This window comes from Devosia polycyclovorans, from assembly GCF_042181575.1.
GTDB lineage: Bacteria > Pseudomonadota > Alphaproteobacteria > Rhizobiales > Devosiaceae > Devosia > Devosia polycyclovorans.
On sequence record NZ_CP170082.1, the window covers coordinates 1,284,701 to 1,305,315 of the forward strand.

A 20,615-nucleotide genomic window follows, 5' to 3' on the forward strand; every position below is an offset into this window, starting at 1 on the left:
ATCATGTTTAACCGCCGCCAGATCATCGCCTTCGCGATGACCGCCAGCTTCGCCGCAATGCCCGCCTTTGCACAGAACACACCCGTCAGCATTGCACTCGACTGGACGCCGAACACCAATCATATCGGACTCTTCGTGGCCCAGGCCGAGGGCTATTATGCCCAGGCCGGTCTGGATGTGACGATCCTGCCCTATAGCGATACGGCGGCCGGCACGCTGGTGGCCAACCGTGTCGCGGATTTCGGGATAATGGGTTCGGTGAGCCTGTACACGCAGCGCACGGCCGGGGCAGACCTCGTTGCCACCTTCGCGGTAACGCAGACGGAAACCGGGCGCGTGGTGTTCAACGCCGACCGGACAGACATCCAGCGCCCAGCAGACCTTGATGGCCTGACCTATGGTGGCTTTGGCAGCAACTGGGAGACGGCGCTTATCAACACCATGATCCGCCATGACGGTGGCAAAGGAGAATTTGAGACCATTACCCTGGGCACCTCGGCCTACGAGGCCCTGGCCAATGGTGCGGTCGATTTCACCCTCGAGGTTTATACCTGGGAAGGCGTCAAGGCCGAGCTCGAAGGCGTGGCACAACGCGCCTTCCGCTATGCCGATTTCGGCGTGCCGGACGAGCACACCACGCTGATCGGCTCCAGCCAGGCCTATCTGGATGCCAATCCGGACGCGGCGGCTGCCTTCATCGCTGCTACGAAGCGGGGTTATGCTTTTGCCGTGGACCAACCCGAGAGGGCGGCTGATATCATCATTGCCGCGAATGCCGATGTGTTGACTGATCGGGCCCTGATCATCGCTTCGCTAAAGACGCTGGTGGACGGCAACTACCTGCGGACCGCCGACGGCGCGCTGGGCACGTTCGATCCGGCCAAGATGGAGGCAATCGGGGCGTTCATGTTCCAGGCTGGCATGCTTAAGGATGGCAACGGGACCCCGCTTTCCAAAGCCCCCGATTTTTCGACCTACTACACCAATACCTATGCGGCCACTGAGTAGCCTCTCCTGAGGCAGGGACGTTGCTGCGATCGAGACCTATTTTCAATGCGATCTCGATCGCGGCAGCGTCGTCGAAGTGAAGCGAAACTGCGAACCGCTGCCTGGATCACACGACCGACTGTCCTGCGCTCCATGATAGACACCCGCGCCGTCTCCGCCGCACCTCGAGGGCGGCCGGTCCGCTTATGCTGACCATCGTCTGGATGGGGTGATGGCTTGCAGGCCAACACTGTCTTGCCTGAAGGTAACGCGAAGCCGCCGGTTGGCTGCATTGGCGCAATACGGTCTCTGCCAGCAGCACAATTTGCCCGTCAATACGCTAACGTCTCGAGAAGCTGCCCGTTTCTTAGCTGCCCGAATACGTGCGCTCCATTGCACCGGTCAGATGATCTTGCATGGCTTGCTGTGCCGCCTCGCTGTCCTTGGCGGCGATGGCCTGGAAAATGCGGTGGTGCTCTGCTTCAACGATATCGTGCCTTTGCGTCGTTGCCCGCAAGGTCAGGCTGCGCGAAAGATGCATGCCGAAAGCGATCTGGCTGGCCATGGTTTCCATGGCCGCGATATGAAACTGATTGGCAGAGCTCCGGGCGATGATCATATGGATCTCGAGGTCAGCGTCAGTGCCGGTTTCGTGCTGGCGGAACGTGTCGTTGAAACGGGAAATGGCGCGCTCGAGCTGGAGCAGTTGTTCATCGGTGCGCCGGATCGCAGCCCATTTGGCGCAGAGCGGCTCGAAGTCGATGCGGAATTCATAGCAGCGCTGAATGTCAGACAGCGAACTGAGCGGCACGATCTTGCCGACGGATCGGTCCGGGCGCCGGGAAACATAATTTCCCGAGCCTTGACGGGTGGCGATAATGCCGTCCTCCCGAAGTCGCGCCAGCGCCTCCCGCAGTACCGGGCGCGATACTTTATAGTCGGCAGAAAGCGATTGCTCTGCCGGGAGCCTCGCGCCAATGGCGAAGCGCCCGTCTATGATCTCCTGCATCAGGCGATCATAGATGCCATCTGCCAGATTGGGTTCGCGCGTGCGGCTTTCGTCGGCCATGGACACTATCCTTGAGTGACGCCTCTATACCGCAATTCCCGCCGCCCGATAAACCGACTCCATCAGCTTGAGGGTCTTGAGATTGTCCAGCCGGTCGGTCGGGAAGGGCGCGCCCGTGATCAGCCCGTCGGCAAAGGCATTTACGGCGCCGGTGAAGCAGGCCTGATAATTGGCCTGGAGGTCATGCACGGTCAGCGGCTTCTCGACGGACAGTTTGCGGATCACAGACTGATCGAGGACCAACGTATCCCGGTCTCCAAGTATTTCCAGCCGGTCCGTCGGCAAGGGTGGATAGCCGATTGCTGACACATTGGCATCGATGACGATGGTAGCGCCCGCCGCGCTTCGCAGAGTCACTAGAGCGACATCCTCCCCCTTCAGGTCCGGGTTGACTCGGTCGAGCACGGCGGACGTCACGTCCATTTCTCCGAAAATGGATCGCAACGCATCGAGGTGATGGATCAGGATCTCGAAAACAAGGAGGCGATCAAACCCTGCAAGGTAGGGTTGCCGTCCCAGCAGAAACGGCGTCTTGCCCGGATAATCGAACAGCGATGACGAGCGCACGGACAGTCTTGCGTGACGCACGTTTCCTACCTCGCCAGCCGCTACCCGGCGCGCCATTTCGGCATAATGCGGGCGGAAGCGATAATTCTCATGCACCATGAAGCGCACAGCTTCGCCGACATCGGCGATCAGGGCCTCTGCCTCAGCGACGGTTGCGGTCATCGGCTTCTGGCACATGACGTGAATGCGTTTGCCTGCGGCCAGCCGTACCAGATCGGCATGCGTACCCACGGGAGTAATAATGTCGATTGCATCCGGCTTTGTCTGTTCGAGCATGACTTCGACGTCGGTGAAGACCCGATCAATCCCAAACTGTTCGGCGCGAGCTTCGGCGCGGGCCTGGTCAGGGTCACACAGCCCACAAATCTTTACATCGGACCGGGAGCGCCAGCCGCGCAAATGGAATTCGCTGATGGCGCCGGCCCCGGCAATGGCAATTTTCAAGACAGACATAGTTCCTCCGGTGCTGGCTCATCTAACCGATTTTTACCAATCTAACAACTATTGACGAATGCCGGGAGGTCCGTTATCGCTCTGGCCCTAACGTGTTTGGAGCCCCCTACATGCGCACTGAAGTCACACCGGCTGACCTGTCCAGATCTGTCATGGCCGTTCCGCCGCTGGCACGCAGCGCTGATGGGGCCTACGATGTTGCCGGCAATGCTGCCCTGATACAGCACCTGGAGAATGGCGGCGTCTCAACCCTGCTCTATGGTGGCAACGCCCTGGCGCATCACTGGCCTATCTCGCAATATGCCAACTGGCTGGACCGGCTCGAACAGTCCTGCGGCGCCGATACTTGGCTCCTGCCTTCGGTCGGCTCGGATGGCGGCCGCCTGGTGGATCAGGCTGCAATGCTCAAAAGCCGGAAATTCCCGGTCGCCCTGCTGCTGCCGATGATTGCGCCCCGAACCGAGGAGGGGACCATGGCAGCGCTGCGGCGCTTCCATGCCGAGTGCGGGGTTCAGTTGCTGGTTTACATCAAGACCGACAATTACATCCTGCCCCAATCCCTGGGCGCGCTTGTTGCCGATGGTGTGGTCTTTGGCGTCAAATACGCCGTGCCCCGGCCACAGGGCGGTCGGGACACCTATCTCGATGCCATTATCGCCGCTATCGGTGCCGAGCGGATCATTTCCGGCTTCGGTGAACCGCCGGCCATAGCGCACATGCGCGATTATAGCCTGGCGGGGTTTACCGCCGGCTGCGTGTGTCTGGCGCCCGCCATCTCCATGGCGGCCCTGGGGGCATTGCGCGAAGGCCGGGCCGAACAAGCGCAGAGCCTTATTCAGCCTTTGCTGGCGCTGGAAGCCGCGCGCAATCGCATCAACGAAATTCGCGTTCTGCACGATGCGGTGAGCCTTTCCGGCATTGCTCAAATGGGCCCGATCCTGGAGCCTTCCAGCGGCCTCACGCCAACCGAGCGGGCAGAGGTTGAAACGGCTGCCCGCGCTCTTGTGGCTGCTGAACATGCTTTCAGGGCGCAAAGCGCAGCCTGAACCGCGACTGAGAATTCAAACTGCTCAATGGGAGGAACTTATGAGCTTGAATAAACCCGTTACCCGTCGAACCGTTCTTGGCGGGGCCGCCGCCGCATTGGCGCTTTCGGTAGCGCCACGCAGCGTCCTGGGCGCTGACTATCCAAGTCGTCCGGTTACCGTGGTCGTCCCCTGGGGCGCTGGCGGTGGCACCGACGCCACCGGCCGCATGATAGCAGCCCTGCTTGAAAAGCGTCTGGGCGGCAGCTTCAACGTGGTCAACCGCACTGGCGGTTCGGGCGTTGTCGGCCATTCGGCCATCGCCAATGCCGCCCCCGATGGCTATACCATCGGCCTGGTGACCGTTGAAATCACCATGATGCACCATATCGGCCTGACCGAGCTGACCGCAGCAGACTACACGCCTCTTGGCCTGATGAATGCCGACAGCCCTGGCATTACCGTTTCATCCGACAGCCCCTATGGCGATGTCGAAAGTCTTGCCAAGGCTATTGCCGAGTCTGAACCCGGCACGTTCAAGGCCTCCGGCACCGGACAGGGCGGTATCTGGCATCTGGCGCTGATCGGTTGGCTGCTGTCCATGGACCTGGCGCCGGACCACGTCACCTGGGTGCCGTCGGAAGGCTCGGCGCCCGCCATGCAGGACCTGATCGCCGGCGGCATTGACCTGGTGACGGTATCGCTGGCCGAAACCAAGGCCATGGTCGATGCCGGCCGTGCCAAGAACCTGGCCTTGATGGCCGATGCCCGCGCTGCGTCCCATCCTGATGTGCCCACGGTGAAGGAAGCGGGCGGCCAGTTCTCGCTCTCGACCTGGCGCGGCATTTGCGGTCCCAAGGACATGGACCCCGTGGCCGCCGAAGCCATTTCGACAGCCCTGGCCGAAATCGCCCAAGACCCCGAATTTGTCGAGTTCATGAACAGCCGCGGCTTTGGTATCACCTATCTCGATCCGGCTGCGCAAGCAGCTATGATGAGCACAACCGACGCGATCATGTCGGATGCCCTCACTGCGGCGGGCCTGGCCTCGAGCTAGGGCGCGGGACCAATCAGGCGGCGGGCGCAATCGTGCCCGCCCCAATCTTTTGCCGGGAGGAGGAACTGGCATGCAATTGAGCGACTCTCTTATGGGCGCGCTGTTTCTGGCCATTGGCCTTGTCATGTTCGCCATGGCCATCCAGTTCCCGGCCTTTCCCGGCCAACCCTATGGCGCCTCGCTATTTCCCAGCATTCTGGGACTTGGTTTGGCACTGAGCGGGCTTTTGATGGTCTTTTCCGGTTTCAAAAGCGCCGAAGGTCGCTTTGCCGTTACCATTGACCCCACCCTCAAGACCGCTTCGGGATTGGTCAGCGCGGCGCTGGTCGTGGCCTCGGTCCTGGCGCACATCTTCCTGGCCGGACTGATCGGCTTTATTCCCGTCACGATCCTCACGCTTCTGGCACTGTTTGTGTGGTTTCGCGTGCCGCTGGGTCAATCCATAGCCTTTGCCATCGCGGGCGCGGCCTTGTGTTGGATCCTGTTTGCCGTTGCGCTGGAAGTGCCACTGCCGCGCGGGCCCATCGAGAGCCTGTTCTGACCATGGTTTCACCCGACATTCTGTGGCAGGCGCTGCAGCTGGTCCTTGACCCTGAAGTGCTGCTTGTCATCCTGTGCGCCGGCGCCTTCGGCATGTTTGTGGGCGCCATGCCGGGCCTCACGGCCACCATGGCCACCGCGCTTCTGGTGCCGGTCACATTCTTCATGGACCCCATTCCAGCTATCGCGGCCATCGTTACCGCCAGCGGCATGGCCATTTTCGCCGGCGATATCCCTGGCGCTCTCCTGCGCATGCCAGGCACCCCAGCATCGGCAGCCTATGTTGAAGATGCCCACAAGTTGGCCCTGGCCGGCAAGCTCAATCTGAGCCTGGGCACCAGCCTCTTGGTGTCTGCCATTGGCGGGCTCTTCGGTGTGCTGGTGCTCATCCTGGCGGCTCCGGTGCTGGCCGAATTCGCGCTGAAATTCACTTCGTTTGAGTATTTCTGGCTGGCGGTGCTTGGCCTATCCAGCGCGGTCTTTATCGCCTCGGACAATGCACTCAAGGCAGGTATCTCACTCCTCATCGGGCTGTCACTGGCTACGGTCGGGCTCGACCCGACCTCAGGCACGCCGCGCTTCACCTTCGGCAGTGTCGATCTGCTTGCAGGCATCGAGTTCGTTCCCGCGATGATCGGACTTTTCGCGATAGGCGAAGTCCTGCGCGGCGCCATCCGCATGAACACGGCCGCCCCCCTGCCACAAGTGCCGCCGACCAAGGGTCCGCTATTCGCTGGCCTCGGTGCGCTGATCATGCGCTATCCCAAGAACATCCTGCGCAGCTCAACGCTGGGCACGATGATCGGCGCCTTGCCGGGTGCGGGGGCTGATATTGCCGCCTGGATGAGCTACGCGTTCTCCAAGCGCTTTTCCAAGACACCCGAACAATATGGCAAGGGGCACCCGGAAGGACTGGTCGATGCTTCGGCGGCAAACAACGCGGCAGTCGGCGGATCATGGATCCCGGCCTTGGTCTTCGGTATTCCCGGCGACAGCGTCACCGCCATTGCCATCGGTGTCCTCTACATGAAGGGCATCAATCCTGGCCCGACGGTGTTCCTGCAGACACCAGAGATCATCTATGCGGTGTTCATGCTCTTCATCCTGGCCATCATCGTCATGGTGCCGCTGGGCTGGGGCACGGTCAAACTGGCCCGCCGTGTGCTGACCATTCCGCGCCGCATTCTCATGCCGCTGATCCTGACCTTCTGTATTGTCGGCTCTTTCGCCCTCACCAATTCGCCCTATGGCATCGTCCTGATGCTGTGCATCGGCTTGGCCGGCTGGTTCCTGGAGGAAAACGGGTTCCCCCTGGCGCCCATCATCCTCGGCCTGGTGCTCGGCGGCATGGTGGAGCGCAATTTTCTCACCTCGATGATCAAGTCAGACGGTGACCTGCTGGGCTTCTTCGAGCGTCCAATCGCTGCAGTGCTGGGGGTGCTCGTGATCCTGCTCTGGGGAACGGTGATCGTTCGCTTTGTCATGCGCATGACGGCGTCGCGCACCCAACAGGCGGAAAGCTGATCGCGATGTGCACCTGTTGATCGATAGACCTGAAGGCGCATTGACTTCCGATCACGTGGTTCGGTGCCGCCGTGGCCTTCTCAGGTACCTGCCTCACCGCGGCTGTGAGGCGTATGCTCGCATCGCCAGCCGGCCGGCGGTTCACTCCGCATAGCAAACCCAACCTTTGAAGCTGAGGCCGGCAAAGAACAGACTGACCTGCCCGAACCCGGCCTCGGCCAACATGGCTTCGTCCTCGTCTGGCGACAGGATGGTCAGCCTTGTACCGATCGCGTCGCGCGCGGCAGCGAGAAGGGCTGGATCCGAGCCGGGTGGCGCGCCGAAGGCGGCATGGCGCGCGATCCATGCCGAGCGCTCAGGCTCGGTCTGTGGGAAGCTTGTGTGCACCAGCAGGAGCGGAGAACCGGGTCTCAGGCGCTGACGGATCTGGGCAAGGATGTGTGCCCGCTCCGCCCGGTCGATGAAATGGAAGACCAGCAGGCACGTCGCGCCGTCGAACGGCCCGGTGGGCGCATGCGCGATCGTGCCGTGATGGAGGCGGACGCGCTTGGCGTGTGGCCCAATCGTCTCCGCTGCCAACTCGAGCATGTCGGCAGAAGGATCTACTCCATCGAAGGTCCATCCAGATTGCGCATCCGCTAGGGCCCTCAGCTCCAAGCCACCACCCGCGCCTACAACGAGCACGCGGCCGTTTGACGGCACCCGCTCGGCCAGCAGCATCTCGACAATGCGATGCAGGCTCGCAAAGCCGGGAACCTGTCGAGGCGGCCCATCGAGATAGGCCCGGCCATGTCCTGCAAACGTGTTCGTCATTCTGTCGTCCTCTGCATGGTGTTGGCGAGGGACATTCCAGTCGCTCGCCCTCAATAGTCAGGCCAGCGCTTCCTGCGGCTGCGGACCACGTAGCAGCACGAAGACCAGCAGAAGCGCCATCACGACGACACCTGCCCACATGGCCTGCTGCCATGCTTCCACGAACGCTTCCTGCGCCGAGCGCAGCAGCGCCGCAGACGCCGGATCATTTGCCAGATTGAGTGCTCCGGCAATGCCCTTGCTGACTTCGGCCGCCACATCAGCAGGAACGCCCGCGAGCCGTCCGGCAATGGCACGACCGTAGCCCGCTGTGACCCGTTTTGTGGAAGATAGACATCACAGCTCCTTTGCATGTATCAGTTGCCGATACGAGACAATGGAGGCGAGGTCAACCACTGTAGTGGCGTAGCGTGACACGGATGAATTGGGGGCCTGGACATGAACAAGGACACACGACTGTCGGGGGTCCTGCACGTCTTGCTGCACCTCGGACAGGTCTCGATCCCCCTGACTTCCGAGGTGTTGGCCAACACCATGGGCACCAATCCCCCGGTGTTTCGCCGTACCATGGCCGGCCTGCGCGAGGCAGGTTACGTGACTTCGGAAAAAGGCCATGGGGGTGGCTGGAAGCTTGCTCGTCCGCTGAGCGAGATCACCCTGCACGACGTCTATGTCGCGCTGGACCGTCCCGGTCTCTTCGCTATCGCCAGCCGAAACGCGGAAACGGCGTGCAAGGTGGAGCAGGCGGTCAATCACGCCCTATCAGACACCATGGCAAAGGCAGAGGCGCTGTTTCTCGAGACCTTTCGCGGCGTTACCCTCGACCAGCTCATGCCCGAGAGCTCGCAGGGGTTCGGCATCCACTGCAAGCCGGTTTCCAAGACTTAATCCGCGTCAAGGCTAACGCCTCGCCAGCTCGACATAGGCCCGGCACATGGCAAGCAGTTCCACCTGCAGCGCATCGATGGCGGCTTGCGACAGGTTGCGCTCGAAGGCGTTTCGGATCGTCCCGAAGATCACGGTGACCAGCGTCAAGTTGACGATCTGCACGTCATCGAACGCAGCATCGGCGGCGCTTTCAAGCATGGCCGAAGTAGCGGCATCCACCCGCCGGGCAAACGACTCCACAAGGGCTTCGTTGTCCATCTCGACCACCGAGCGATAGAGCGCCCGTGTGACCTCCGCACGCTCGGTCTTGGCCCGCCAATAGGTCTCGATCAGCGCGGCCAGCATCTCCGCCACCGGCCTCGCGGTCTGCGCCCGGCAGGTCGCCTCGACCTTGTCCGCCAGCACCTCGAGATAACGTTCGTTGAGCGCATAGATCAGCGACTGCTTGTGCGGGAAATACTGGTACATTGTCCCCACCGAGACGCCGGCCCGTTCCGCCACCCGCGTGGTGGTGAGTCCCTGCATCCCCTCCACCAGCAAAACCTGAATAGTCGCCTCGAATATCGCGTCCAGTGTCGCTACTGATCGCGCCTGACGCGGCCATTTCCGGGGGGTCAGCGTAGCGGGCGTGGTCGTGGCCATATGCGAATTCCCAAACTGAAGAATGCTTCACATATTACGGCTGTTGCACATCACTGGGAAGGATCATCCATGGAACACAAGCGCATTGCTCTGGTTACCGGTGCCAATAAGGGGATTGGGCTCGAAATCGCTCGCCAGCTTGCCGAGGCGGGCGTCACCGTCATCATCGGCTCGCGCGATGCCGGACGTGGTCAGGCCGCCGTAGCCGAGCTGGCGGGGCAGGGGCTCGAAGCGACCTCCGTCCAACTGGATGTCACCGATGAGACGAGCATCGCGGCGGCCGCCACAACCATTGGTGCGCGTGACGGTCGGCTCGACATCCTCGTCAACAATGCCGGCATTTTCGATTTCGCCGATGCTGCCCCCAGCAGCGCGTCCATTCCGGCGGTCCGCAAAGTGCTGGAGACCAACTTTATCGGCGCCCTGGCCGTGACCCAGGGCATGCTGCCGCTGCTGCGCAAATCCGCGGCGGGTCGGATTGTCAACCTGTCGAGTTCGCTGGGCTCGCTCAGCGTGAACGCCGACCCGTCGTCGCCCTACTTCGCGCAGCGCTACATTGGTTACAATGCCTCGAAAGCGGCGCTCAACATGCTGACCATCCAACTCACCGAAGAGCTGCGCGACACCGGCATCGTCGTCAATTCCGTTAGCCCCGGCTTCGTCAAGACCGACCTGACCGGTTATGGATTCATGACGCCGGAAGAAGGGGGGCGCCTGCCCGTGAGGCACGCACTGGGTGGGGTCGACAATGGACGGTTCATCGAGCCCGACGGCTACACGCCCTGGTAGGCGGTACCGGCTTCGCCCCAACTTCCCGGTGGTCAACAATTCGGGCCTTCAGTTCACCGCCTGGCCCGATTTGTCGAACAAGAGCGCTTTGCCCGGATCGACATCAAGTGCGAGGCTATCGCCACGTCTTAGAATCTGGTCGCCTTCCAGCACGGCTAGCCAGGATGCCCCCGAGGGCAATTCGAGATTGACGATGGTCTCATTGCCTAGCCGCTCGACCAGGCCAACCCGCCCGACAATGGTGCCCGATGGCGCCACGACCAGATCATGCGGGCGAACGCCCAAGGTCAACCTGTCACCGGGGCGGAGACGACCGGCGGGAATGGCGACCGGCACGCCCGCCACATCGGGGCCGCTGACGGTCACGCTGTCGCCGACCACCTTGTCCACGCCCGCCTCGACGAAATTCATCTTGGGCGATCCGATAAAGCCGGCAACGAACAGATTGGCCGGGCGCTGGTAAAGCTCGATGGGTGCGCCCACCTGCTGCACCACGCCGCCATCGAGCACCACGATCTTGTCAGCCAGGGTCATGGCCTCGACCTGGTCGTGGGTGACATAGATCATGGTGGCGCCCAGATCATTGTGCAGTCTTGAGATTTCCATGCGCATGTCGACCCGCAGCGCGGCATCCAGATTAGAAAGCGGCTCATCGAACAGGAAGACTTCCGGCTTGCGTACAATGGCACGGCCAATCGCCACGCGCTGACGCTGACCGCCCGAGAGCTGGCTGGGCTTGCGATCCAGCAGATGCTCCATCTGCAGGATGCGTGCTGCCTCGCGGATCTTCTGGTCACGCACATCCTTCGGCGTCCGGGCCAGTTTCAGCCCGAAGCCGACATTGTCATAGACGGTCATGTGCGGGTAGAGCGCGTAGGACTGGAATACCATGGCGATGCCGCGGTCGCGCGGCTCGACAGCGTTGACGACACGGTCGCCGATAACCAGTTCGCCGCCTGTTATATCCTCAAGCCCTGCGATCATGCGCAGCAAGGTGGACTTGCCGCAGCCCGATGGGCCGACGAACACCACGAATTCGCCGTGCTCGATGGTGAGGTCGATCCCCTTGATGACCTCGACATTGCCATAGCTCTTCTGGAGCTGTTTCAGTTCAAGCCCGGCCATGGTCGGTCTCCTTCATGAAAGTCATCGCCTGCGTCATCCCTTGACCGCACCGGCCGTCATGCCGGCCACGATCTGCCGGTTGAAGAACAGGAAGACCAGCAGTGGCGGTATGGTGATCAGCAGAATATTGGTGAACAGCAGGTTGTAGGCCGTGCTGAACTGGCTCTGGAAGTTGTAGAGCGTAAGCTGCACGGTCGCATTGGCATTGCCCGGCAAATAGTAAAGCGGGTTGGTGAAGTCGTTAAAGATACCGACGGACTGCACCACGATATTGGTCACCGTTACCGGCCAGAGCAGGGGCAGTACGATGCGGAAGAACACATCCAGCGGACGGGCACCGTCAATGATCGCCGCCTCGTCAAGGTCACGGGGGATGGTTGCCACGAATGCCCGGTACAGGATGATCGAGAAGGGCAGGTTGTAGGCCACTTCAATCAGGATCATGCCGTGCAGGGTGCCGAACAGTTTCAGGCCCTGAAGCAACCAGATCGTGGGCACAACGGCGGGCGGGACCATCAGTCCGGCAAGGATCAGGAACTCGATCAGCCCGTTCCAGCGCGTCTTGCGCCTGGCCAGCACGTAACCGACCATCGCCGCGAAGATCACCAGCAGGGTGACGCTGACAACCGTGATGATGGTTGAATTGATGAAGGCCGTGATCATCATCCAGTTGCGGGTCTTGACCACCTCGGCCACGTTTTCCCAGAGGTGGAAGCCAGTGGGCCAGGAGAAGTCGCGCAGGGCCGATTGCTGGCGGTCCTTGAAGGCCATCAGCACGATGAAGATGAACGGGATGACGAAGACCACGAAAGTGGTCGCGATGGCGGCAGCGCCGCCCAGTATGGAAGCGCGCCGTGTCATTCGTGGCCCTGCTTGCGATTGAGGATCATGGTCAGCGGCACGACAAGCAGCGCGATGAGGATGAACAACACCACATTGCCGGCCGTAGAGAGGCCGTAAAAGCCGGCCTGATACTGCTTGTAGATCACCGAGGCGATGGTATCGGAGGCAAAGCCTGGCCCGCCCTTGGTCATCGCCCAGATCAGGTCGAATGTGCGCAGCCCGCCGATAAAGCTCAGGGTGATCACGGTCGAGGTAGCGGGGCGGCAAAGCGGCAGCGTGACGTACCAGAAATTCTGCCAGGGTGTGGCGCCGTCAATGCGCGCTGCCTCGTAATAGTCGCGGGGAATGGCCACCAGCCCGGCGATATAGATCACGGTCGCCAGGCCCACACCTTTCCAGACATCGACCAAGGCGACGGAATAGAGGGCCAGGTTGGGATCGGTCAGCCAGCCCGGACCAGCAATCCCGAACATGGCCAGTGTTTCGTTGATCATGCCTTGGGTGGGGTGCATGAGAACGGTGAACGTAATGCCGACGCCAACAGTGGAGACCAGCACCGGGAAGAAGACTACGGATCGCAGATAGCCCCGCGCCACGATCTGGCTGGTCAGCATCACTGCAAGGAGCAGCCCCAACACGACCTTCAGCCCCGAGGTCACGACGGCATAGATGACAGTGTTGATCAGTCCCTTGATCAGGAACGGTTCGCGAAAGAACTGGGCAAAGTTCTCAAACCCGATGAACTCGGAATCAAACAGGGTCCAGCGCGTCAGGCTGAAATAGAGCGACGCGAAGGTCGGCGCCAGGAACAGCACAGAATAGACGATGGCCGCCGGGGTGAAGAACCAGCCGGGGTAGGGCGAGCGCCGTGTCAGGCGCGGCGCAGGTGGTGCCGGCGAAACCGCAGGGGCAGCGGATACTGAAACGGACATTTGCCCTATCCTCCAGGAAAAATGGCCCGGAGTGCACAGGGTGCACCCCGGGCCGCAAGGTCACAAGAGCTTACCAGCCTTCAAGGCCAAGCTGCTGGGCCTGCTTGCGGACATCCTCGTCGTAAAGTGCGGCGGCGTCTTCAGCAGAGCGGCTGCCGGTACCGACCTCGACCAGGATCTGCTCGAGTGCGGGGCCCTTCACTGGGGAGAGGAACTCCAGAGCGGGCGCATTCTGACCGCCTTCCTGGAAATAGGGCATCATATCGGAGACGGCGGGCGGAACGTCATCGGGCAACTCACAACCAGCCACCATGTATGGGCCAGTGGCACCGACTGCCTCGTTGCGGACGGCGCAGCCCTCGGGGCTCGCAACAAAGGCGACGAAATCCTTGGCCAGCTCAGGACTTGCAGTGTTCTTCGGCACGTAAAGCGAGTCCGGCATCCAGGTGGTCAGGCCGTTACTTTCGGCGCTGTCGCCAGGCTGGGCGAAGAAGCCCACGTCGTCGAGATGGTCAGGCGTGGTCTCGGCAATTGCCCCGATCGCAAAGGTCAGCATAGGATAGTGCGCACCTTCACCGGTGGCCACCATGCGAACGCCATCTGCATAGGAGGCGGCGCCAAAATCGGCGTTGAAGTAGTCGGCTTCAGCCACTTCCTCGAGTTTTTCGAAACCGCGCAGCGCTGCCGGGGTTGTCGCAAACTTGGCTTCGTTGGCGGTGAACTTCTCGGCGAAGTCCGGTTCTTCGGCGAGAACGTTGAAGAAGTCGGACAGCACGAAAAGCTGGCTGGTCCAGGTGTCCGCATAGGTCTGGATGACGGGGACCTTGCCGGCTTGCTTGATCGCCTCGTTATTGGCCATGAACTCGTCCCAGGTCTTGGGAACTTCCAGGCCAAGCTCTTCATAGATCGGCTTGTTATACAAAATGCCGCCGCCCATGGCAGGCGCGAACGGGGCGCCATAGACCTGGCCATCAGCTGAAACCACCGACTTGAAGCTGTCCTGGACACCGTCCTGGAACGCCTCTTCGGTCAGGGGCAGCAGGTTCTGGGTCGGGTTGATGGCCTGGAACAGCGAACCCGAATTGTATGAAAAGACGTCTGCCATGGCGCCGGTTGCCAGGCGGGTCTTGACGATGTTGTCGCCTTCGCCGCCGCCGGGACGCACTTCGATGTCGATGGTGACATCGGGGTTCATGGCCTTGTAGGCCTCGGCCCAGGCTTCCATGGTAGCAATGGATTGCGGGCCATTGTCGACAAGGATCGACAGATAGCCGGATTGCTGTGCCTGGACGGCGCTCGCCGTCATCAGCATGCCCAGCGTGCTGGCGCCCAGCAGGGCGAGGGTTCTAGTCTTCATCATGGTCTTCCTCCCAATTGAGATCCGCATTTGCGGACCGGCTAAAAACTGGATTGCGCCTTAAGGCGTGTTCACATTGGCCTTTGGCTTGTGGCGTACTTCGCGCTTTGGAGCGGTGTAGCTGAAGGTAATCTGGTGGGTCCCGGCGCTTAGCGGCACGTCCTCCCCCGAGGCGATCGACTGGCCGTTGAGCGTGGCATCGCGATATTTGGGATCCAGACGAAGCACGCCCTTGCTGGCCTGTGGCACCTCAATCTCGTAGCGCACGGCATCATCATCGACTGACCATTCAGCGCGAATGGCACCGGCGGGGCTGTCATGATGCGCCTTGACCGGCGATAGCTCGGGCAGGATGACCGGCTCGAAGACGATGGTCTTGAAACCCGGGTCGGTGGCATCCGGCCGGAACCCGGCAACACCCTCGAGCAGCCACTGGCACACAGCGCCATAGGCGTAGTGATTGTACGAGTTCATCTGAGGGTTGTAGATGGTTCCGTCGGGCTGAATGGCGTCCCAACGTTCCCAGATTGTCGTTGCACCCATCTTGACCTGATAGAGCCAACCGGGGACTTCCTCCTGCAGGAACACCTCGCTGGCCAGGCCCCATTCGCCGATCTTGATCAGCGCCGGCAGCAGGGCAGGGGTGCCGATGAAGCCGGTTCCGATGCGGCGCTCCGCGCGCTCGATCGTGTTCCTGAAATAAGCCTTGGCGGCCTCGTACTTGTCGACCGGGATCAGGTCATGGACGATCGCCAGCGCGTAGGAGGTCTGGTCGTCATAGGCCAGGCGTCCTGATGGCGTGATGAACTCATTGGCAAAAGCCGCCTTCACCTGGTCCGCCATTTCGGCCATGCGATCAGCAACATCACTCTTGCCCACGATCCGGGCGATCTCGCTCACGGCCTTGGACGCGATATGGAGGTACACAGTGGCGGCCGCATCGTCGCCCATGGTCGGAAGCGGCTTTGCACTGGGGCCCTTGGGCTGCAGCCAATCACCAAAGGAGAAGCCGCGAGCGCCCCATTCGCGCGGCGGCGAGACGATCGGGCCATCGCTGATCGACCAGACAAAGTCGACCCATTTGACCATCGAGGGCAGGACCTCCTCAAGGAAAGCGGTATCGCCGTAGTGCAGGTAAAGCTGCCAAGGCACCATCCAGATGGCGTCGCCCCAGCCGGTCGAGCCATAAAAGCCCGGATAATGAGTGGGATCGAGCCGGGTCGGGTCGGGGCAGACATGGGGCACCGCGCCGTCTTCGCGCTGATCGACCATGAGGTCGCGCACCCATTTGTGAAAGAACCCCTGTACCTCGCCGAGATAGGCCGCGGTGCCGGCGAAGACCTGTGCATCGCCGGTCCAGCCCAGGCGCTCGTCACGCTGCGGGCAGTCGGTCGGCACCTCGATGAAATTGGCGCGCTGGCTCCAGAGCGTGTTGAGGAACAGCCGATTCACCAGCGCATTGCCGGAAGTGAAGCCGGACTTCACCTCGGTCACCGAACTGATGGGTACCGAAACGATGTCGATCAGCGTTGCATCACCCTCGATGGTGACGCGGGCATAGCGGTAGCCCTGGAAGGTAAAATAGGGGCGATAATGTTCCTCGCCCGCGCCCGCCAGCACATATTCGATCCTGGCATCGGCTGTGCGGTAATTGCCGTTATAGAAATTGCCATCTTGGTCGAGCACTTCGGCATGCTCGATCGTGATTTTCGCGCCGGCGGCGCCCTTGACCGTGATGGCGACATTGCCGCCGGCATTCTGGGCGAAGTCATAGACCGTGCGCCCCTCGGCATCGGTCCAGCTTTTGGCCACAGTCAGGGGCTCGAGCTCGCGCACGGGCGTGGTTTCATGGGGCACAAGCACCGCGCTGTCGAAGTCCAGCGCTTCGGTTCCAGCCGAAACCTTAGGGGCAATCCGTGCGTCAAACACCTCGCCGAAATAGATGCCAGACTTGCGCACGGGCAACTCGCCGCTTTCCCAGCTGGCGTCCGTCACGAGCAGGGGTTCTGCGGCGCCCGGCCCGGCATGCAACTCTGCAATGGCGGCGATCTTGTCGCCCCAGGTGTTGTAGATGGGGTGCTTGCCCCACATCATCTGCGAGCGCAGCCAGCCATCGGCCAGCCAAATCTCAATCCGGTTCTCGCCCGGCACCAGCAGGTCGCCGACATTATAGGTCTGATAGCTCAGCCGCGCATCATAGCTGGTCCAGCCCGGGGTCAGCAGGTCATTGCCGACGCGCTTGCCATTGATGAAGGCGCGATAAAGGCCCAGCGCGCTGATGGTCAGCACTTCCGATCCGCCGACACGGTCCAGTGTGAAGGTTTTCGCGACAAAGCTGGCTGGCGTGCCCACACCTGCGTCGGCGAGCGGATGGATCATCCGCGCGGTCCAGTTGTGCAGGGCCTTGGTTGCACCCCGGGTGTGAACTGCTGCTGCGTCGGTCACGCTGGCCTCCTCGCCGATAAAGTCGCCTGTAGCGATCTTGTAGAATGTTCTACGTATACCGTTCTACGTTTTTGATCATTTTGCAATAGGCTTTCTCAACTGTGGATCAGCGGGTATAAAGGGCGACGGTCCGGTACAAAATCGGTTGGAATAACAGGATCTTGGGAGAACCGGATGGCGCAGGCCGGGGAGGGGCGACGGAACGGACGGGTGACGATCCGTGAAGTCGCGGATGATGCCGGGGTCTCGGTTGCTGCCGTCTCCAAGGTGCTGCGCGATGCCTATGGTGTCTCAGACGCGCTCCGCGCCAAAGTGCGTGACTCGATGGACAGGCTGGGCTATCGCCCCCTGGCCTCGGCGCGCGGCATGCGCGGCCAAACCTATACACTAGGTCTGGTCCTGCCCGACCTGCGCAACCCGTTCTTTGCAGACATCATGACCGGAGTGAACAATGCGCTGGAGCGCACTCAGTACCAGGTGATGATGGGGATCAGTGCGTCCACGGCCAAGCTGGAAACCGGCGTGGTAGATTCCATGATTGATCGGCAGATGGATGGCATAATCCTGATCGGTTCCACGGAGTCTCGCGAGAGTCTCAACACAATCGCCGAAAAAAAGCCGCTAGTGACTATTGGTCATCACGATCCATCGGCTGATGCCTTTGACACGGTCAACAATAACGACCGGCAGGGGGCTCTGCTGGCAGTTCGACATCTCGTTGCGGCAGGCTACAGCAAAATCGCCATGCTAAGCCTGCAGGGGGAGCCTTCATCAATTCTGGCCGAGCGCGAACAGGGCTATCGGCACGGTATGGTCGAAGCTGGCCTGGGTGGCGCCATCAATATTGCGAGCGCGACACAGGTTATGCGCGATGTGCAATTCGCAGCAAAGCGACTGCTGCAAGGGCCACGACGACCCGACGCGATCTTCTGTTGGACCGACTTCATTGCACTTGAGGTGATCAGCGTGGCCACCGAACTGGGTCTGCGTGTGCCCGAGGACGTCGGCATAGTGGGCTATGACAACACGATGTTTTGTGACTTTGCGCAAAACAGCCTGACGAGCATTGATCAGTCCGGAGAACTACTGGGTCTGCAGGCGGCCCGATTGGTCATCGAGCGGATCAACGGCCGCACCGCAGTCGAGCACTTTGTCGTGCCGCCCCGCCTGGTGGCCCGTCGGAGTACCAGTCGCTGAGGTCGGGTCTCCCGCTTGCTGCGGTGACGGAAGCGGTTCTACTAGCCTGCCAGACTATTGGCGGCAGATCACAGTGCCATCACGTCCATCCTTGCCGTAAAGCGTTTCCATAGCCGGTGAGACAGGTTTGACTTTGTCCAGGAAATGATACAAAACCGCATAAATCGCAAATAATCAAAAATATGTTGCGAGGGAGGTCGGTGTTGATTCATGTCCGCGTTGGGCTGGTGGTTGTCTTGGCCAGCGTGCTTGCCATGCCCCTCGCGGGCTGCAAAATCGTACTGATTGCCGATCAGCAGGCCGCCGAGCCGCTCGGATTCGATGCCGCCAAATATGCTGCGGGCCTCTGGACTGATCGAGCTTTGCCGCACTTCTCGGATTCATCTCGTCCGGTTGCCGAGGTGCTCGCCAGCATAAATTCTGACTTCGAAAGGGCGGGCAATGATTTTGGCTACCGCTCCGGAGAGGGGTCGCCTTGGAGTTTCATCGTCAGCGGCGCCGGTGAAGTGCTTGCCAAGAACACAGAGTCCCGAGCTGGCACTCTTGATGTTGCGGTTGAAGGGCTAGCGGATCCCGTCGTGCTGCAGATCGGCCCTGTCATTCGGGGAAATGCCGTGCGCGACGCGTTGCCCTTCGTCTCGTTCCAGGACTTCACAAACCAGCTCGAATACGCCGATGCAGGCAAAGCGTTGACTGCCCTAGCCCTGGAAGGCGTTGCGAGCAGCGTCGAAACAGTGGCCGTGGGTGACACGGTCCGGTTTACGGGCGCGTTGAGTTTGGCCAGTGCCTCCGATCGCCAGCAGGTGACCCTTGTGGCGCTGGATGTGGTCGCCCCATGAGCCAAGTGGTCTTCTCTGCCAAGGGCATCACCAAGGCGTTTCCGGGTACGTTGGCGCTTCAGGACGTCGATTTCGAGGTGCATGCGGGCGCCGTCAATGTGCTCATTGGTGAAAATGGCGCCGGCAAATCGACGCTGATGAAGATCCTGGCCGGTGTGGAGCAGCCGACATTGGGCACGATGACCATGGAGGGAAATAGCGTCCGGTTCGACTCCATCCGCGACGCGGCCAGCAAGGGCATCGGTATCGTCTTTCAGGAGCTCAATCTCTGTCCAAATCTCAGCGTCACCGAGAACATCTTTCTCGGTCGCGATATCGCCAAGGCCGGTATTCACATCGATCGCGCCGCTCAGACACGGCGCACCACCGAACTGATAGGTCGGCTCGAGCACGACATCGATCCGAGTGCCCTCGTCGGTGATCTGATGATCGGTGAGCAGCAGATCGTCGAAATCGCCAAGGCATTGGCCGAGGACGCTCGTATACTGATCATGGACGAGCCGACTTCGGCCCTATCTGCCTCCGAGGTGGAAGTTCTATTCAAAGTCATTGGCGAACTCAAACGCGCGGGCGTCGCCATCATCTACATTTCGCATCGGCTCGAGGAACTGATCCGGATTGGCGACTACTTCACAGTTTTGCGTGACGGCAGGTTGGCGGCCACCGCCGCCCGAGAAAACGTAACGATCCCTTGGATCATCGAGAAAATGCTCGGTTCCGAAGAAGTGGTCGCGAAACGCCCACCGGCAATCCAGGCAGGCCCACCGATTTTGTCAGTGGACCATCTCTCGCTGCCCGGGCGTGGCCATGCGCTGGCGCTGGATGATTTGTCAGTTTCTTTCCGTCCCGGCGAAATTACGGCGATCTACGGTCTGCTCGGCGCAGGTCGAACCGAACTGTTCGAGAGCCTTTATGGGCTGCGGCCCAATGCCCGCGGTTCCGTGCGTCTCGATGGTGTCGAACTGGCAGGTCACTCGGTCAACCGTCGTATGAAATCGGGCTTGCTGCTGGTCCCGGAGGACCGCCAACGGGACGGACTGGTGCAAAACCTGTCCGTGGGTGGCAATCTCGGGCTGGCCAGCTTGCGTCGCTTCACCCGATATTTCTCCATATCGAAAGCGCATGAGGCGCCTCTTCTAGAGCAGATCATCAAGCAGTTGCACATCAAGACGGCGAGTGCCGACGCGCCGATTACCTCTCTGTCCGGGGGCAACCAGCAGAAGGTGGTCATCGGCAAGTCGCTTCTGACAGAGCCACGCGTTCTGCTGCTCGACGAGCCCAGCCGCGGCATTGATATCGGCGCCAAGGCAGAGGTCTTTTCCACCATGCGCGACCTTGCCGATCAGGGCCTGTGCATCGTCTACACAACCTCTGATCTGAAAGAAACGCATGCTGTCGCCGACCGCATCCTCGTGATGGCCTATGGACGCATAACCGCCGATCTTCGTGCTGAAGAGGCGAGCGACGAGGCTCTCGTTCGCGCCTCCACCTTGAAACCCGAAACAGCCCTGGCCTGAGGTTAG

At 61.1% G+C, this 20,615-nt stretch carries 20 protein-coding genes; 10 read left to right on the forward strand and 10 right to left on the reverse strand.

The annotated features are described in order from the left end of the window. Positions 1–3 precede the first annotated feature (3 nt). A complete protein-coding gene (locus tag ACE4RL_RS06555) occupies positions 4–1,008 on the forward strand; it encodes an ABC transporter substrate-binding protein (RefSeq protein WP_375599703.1) in 1,005 nt (334 codons plus the stop codon). A gap of 346 nt (positions 1,009–1,354) precedes the next feature. Here the strand turns inward: ACE4RL_RS06555 and ACE4RL_RS06560 are convergent, their stop codons facing one another. Both ACE4RL_RS06560 and ACE4RL_RS06565 read right to left on the reverse strand, forming a co-directional pair. Then, positions 1,355–2,056 (reverse strand): FadR/GntR family transcriptional regulator, encoded by a 702-nt coding sequence (locus tag ACE4RL_RS06560; protein WP_375599704.1) that lies wholly within the window; start codon positions 2,054–2,056, stop codon positions 1,355–1,357. Between the two features lie 24 nt (positions 2,057–2,080). Next, positions 2,081–3,076: a Gfo/Idh/MocA family protein gene (locus ACE4RL_RS06565; protein WP_375599705.1), complete on the reverse strand. Its 996-nt coding sequence runs from the start codon at positions 3,074–3,076 to the stop codon at positions 2,081–2,083. 110 nt (positions 3,077–3,186) lie between these two features. Between ACE4RL_RS06565 and ACE4RL_RS06570 the strand changes: the two genes are divergently transcribed. The 4 genes from ACE4RL_RS06570 to ACE4RL_RS06585 all read left to right on the forward strand — a co-directional run bounded on the left by ACE4RL_RS06570 (position 3,187) and on the right by ACE4RL_RS06585 (position 7,222). After that, positions 3,187–4,122, forward strand: a complete 936-nt coding sequence (locus ACE4RL_RS06570) for a dihydrodipicolinate synthase family protein (protein ID WP_375599706.1) — start codon at positions 3,187–3,189, stop codon at positions 4,120–4,122. 40 nt (positions 4,123–4,162) lie between these two features. Continuing rightward, entirely contained in the window at positions 4,163–5,158 is a 996-nt protein-coding gene (locus tag ACE4RL_RS06575) for a tripartite tricarboxylate transporter substrate binding protein (RefSeq protein ID WP_375599707.1), read from the forward strand. A gap of 70 nt (positions 5,159–5,228) precedes the next feature. Then, positions 5,229–5,699 carry a tripartite tricarboxylate transporter TctB family protein gene (locus ACE4RL_RS06580; protein ID WP_375599708.1) on the forward strand — a complete coding sequence of 157 codons (471 nt, stop codon included), beginning with the start codon at positions 5,229–5,231 and terminating at the stop codon, positions 5,697–5,699. Between the two features lie 2 nt (positions 5,700–5,701). Then, positions 5,702–7,222, forward strand: coding sequence for a tripartite tricarboxylate transporter permease (locus ACE4RL_RS06585; protein ID WP_375599709.1), 1,521 nt, complete (start codon positions 5,702–5,704; stop codon positions 7,220–7,222). Between the two features lie 141 nt (positions 7,223–7,363). On the opposite strand, the gene ACE4RL_RS06590 is transcribed toward ACE4RL_RS06585, so the two are convergent. Both ACE4RL_RS06590 and ACE4RL_RS06595 read right to left on the reverse strand, forming a co-directional pair. Next, the gene (locus tag ACE4RL_RS06590; RefSeq protein WP_375599710.1) at positions 7,364–8,035 is read right to left on the reverse strand and encodes a class I SAM-dependent methyltransferase; all 672 of its coding nucleotides are present in this window, start codon (positions 8,033–8,035) and stop codon (positions 7,364–7,366) included. Between the two features lie 57 nt (positions 8,036–8,092). Then, positions 8,093–8,293, reverse strand: a complete 201-nt coding sequence (locus ACE4RL_RS06595) for a hypothetical protein (RefSeq protein WP_375599711.1) — start codon at positions 8,291–8,293, stop codon at positions 8,093–8,095. A 180-nt stretch (positions 8,294–8,473) separates the two neighbouring features. Here ACE4RL_RS06595 and ACE4RL_RS06600 point away from each other — a divergent pair, with 180 nt between their 5' ends. Further along, the gene (locus ACE4RL_RS06600; RefSeq protein ID WP_375599712.1) at positions 8,474–8,923 is read left to right on the forward strand and encodes an Rrf2 family transcriptional regulator; all 450 of its coding nucleotides are present in this window, start codon (positions 8,474–8,476) and stop codon (positions 8,921–8,923) included. 12 nt (positions 8,924–8,935) lie between these two features. Here the strand turns inward: ACE4RL_RS06600 and ACE4RL_RS06605 are convergent, their stop codons facing one another. After that, on the reverse strand, positions 8,936–9,565 hold the full coding sequence (locus tag ACE4RL_RS06605) for a TetR/AcrR family transcriptional regulator (RefSeq protein WP_375599713.1): 630 nt from the start codon (positions 9,563–9,565) through the stop codon (positions 8,936–8,938). 69 nt (positions 9,566–9,634) lie between these two features. Here ACE4RL_RS06605 and ACE4RL_RS06610 point away from each other — a divergent pair, with 69 nt between their 5' ends. Further along, positions 9,635–10,354, forward strand: a complete 720-nt coding sequence (locus ACE4RL_RS06610; RefSeq protein ID WP_375599714.1) for an SDR family NAD(P)-dependent oxidoreductase — start codon at positions 9,635–9,637, stop codon at positions 10,352–10,354. 48 nt (positions 10,355–10,402) lie between these two features. Here the strand turns inward: ACE4RL_RS06610 and ACE4RL_RS06615 are convergent, their stop codons facing one another. From ACE4RL_RS06615 to ACE4RL_RS06635, 5 genes are all read right to left on the reverse strand, one after another. Then, complete coding sequence (locus ACE4RL_RS06615) at positions 10,403–11,479, reverse strand: ABC transporter ATP-binding protein (RefSeq protein WP_375599715.1); 1,077 nt, start codon at positions 11,477–11,479, stop codon at positions 10,403–10,405. A gap of 33 nt (positions 11,480–11,512) precedes the next feature. Continuing rightward, positions 11,513–12,340, reverse strand: a complete 828-nt coding sequence (locus ACE4RL_RS06620) for a carbohydrate ABC transporter permease (RefSeq protein ID WP_183309974.1) — start codon at positions 12,338–12,340, stop codon at positions 11,513–11,515. After that, positions 12,337–13,254, reverse strand: a complete 918-nt coding sequence (locus tag ACE4RL_RS06625; protein ID WP_375599716.1) for a carbohydrate ABC transporter permease — start codon at positions 13,252–13,254, stop codon at positions 12,337–12,339. Before ACE4RL_RS06625 ends, ACE4RL_RS06620 begins: the two co-directional genes overlap by 4 nt. A 70-nt stretch (positions 13,255–13,324) precedes the next feature. Next, positions 13,325–14,611, reverse strand: a complete 1,287-nt coding sequence (locus tag ACE4RL_RS06630; protein ID WP_375600245.1) for an ABC transporter substrate-binding protein — start codon at positions 14,609–14,611, stop codon at positions 13,325–13,327. Positions 14,612–14,671: 60 nt separating this feature from the next. Then, a complete protein-coding gene (locus ACE4RL_RS06635; protein WP_375600246.1) occupies positions 14,672–16,990 on the reverse strand; it encodes a family 78 glycoside hydrolase catalytic domain in 2,319 nt (772 codons plus the stop codon). Positions 16,991–17,230: 240 nt separating this feature from the next. Between ACE4RL_RS06635 and ACE4RL_RS06640 the strand changes: the two genes are divergently transcribed. The 3 genes from ACE4RL_RS06640 to ACE4RL_RS06650 all read left to right on the forward strand — a co-directional run bounded on the left by ACE4RL_RS06640 (position 17,231) and on the right by ACE4RL_RS06650 (position 20,609). Continuing rightward, positions 17,231–18,253 (forward strand): LacI family DNA-binding transcriptional regulator, encoded by a 1,023-nt coding sequence (locus tag ACE4RL_RS06640; protein WP_375599717.1) that lies wholly within the window; start codon positions 17,231–17,233, stop codon positions 18,251–18,253. A 200-nt stretch (positions 18,254–18,453) separates the two neighbouring features. Beyond that, entirely contained in the window at positions 18,454–19,092 is a 639-nt protein-coding gene (locus ACE4RL_RS06645; protein ID WP_375599718.1) for a DUF2291 family protein, read from the forward strand. Beyond that, the gene (locus ACE4RL_RS06650) at positions 19,089–20,609 is read left to right on the forward strand and encodes a sugar ABC transporter ATP-binding protein (protein ID WP_375599719.1); all 1,521 of its coding nucleotides are present in this window, start codon (positions 19,089–19,091) and stop codon (positions 20,607–20,609) included. The genes ACE4RL_RS06645 and ACE4RL_RS06650 overlap by 4 nt, the downstream gene beginning before the upstream one ends. The last annotated feature ends 6 nt before the right edge of the window (positions 20,610–20,615 follow it).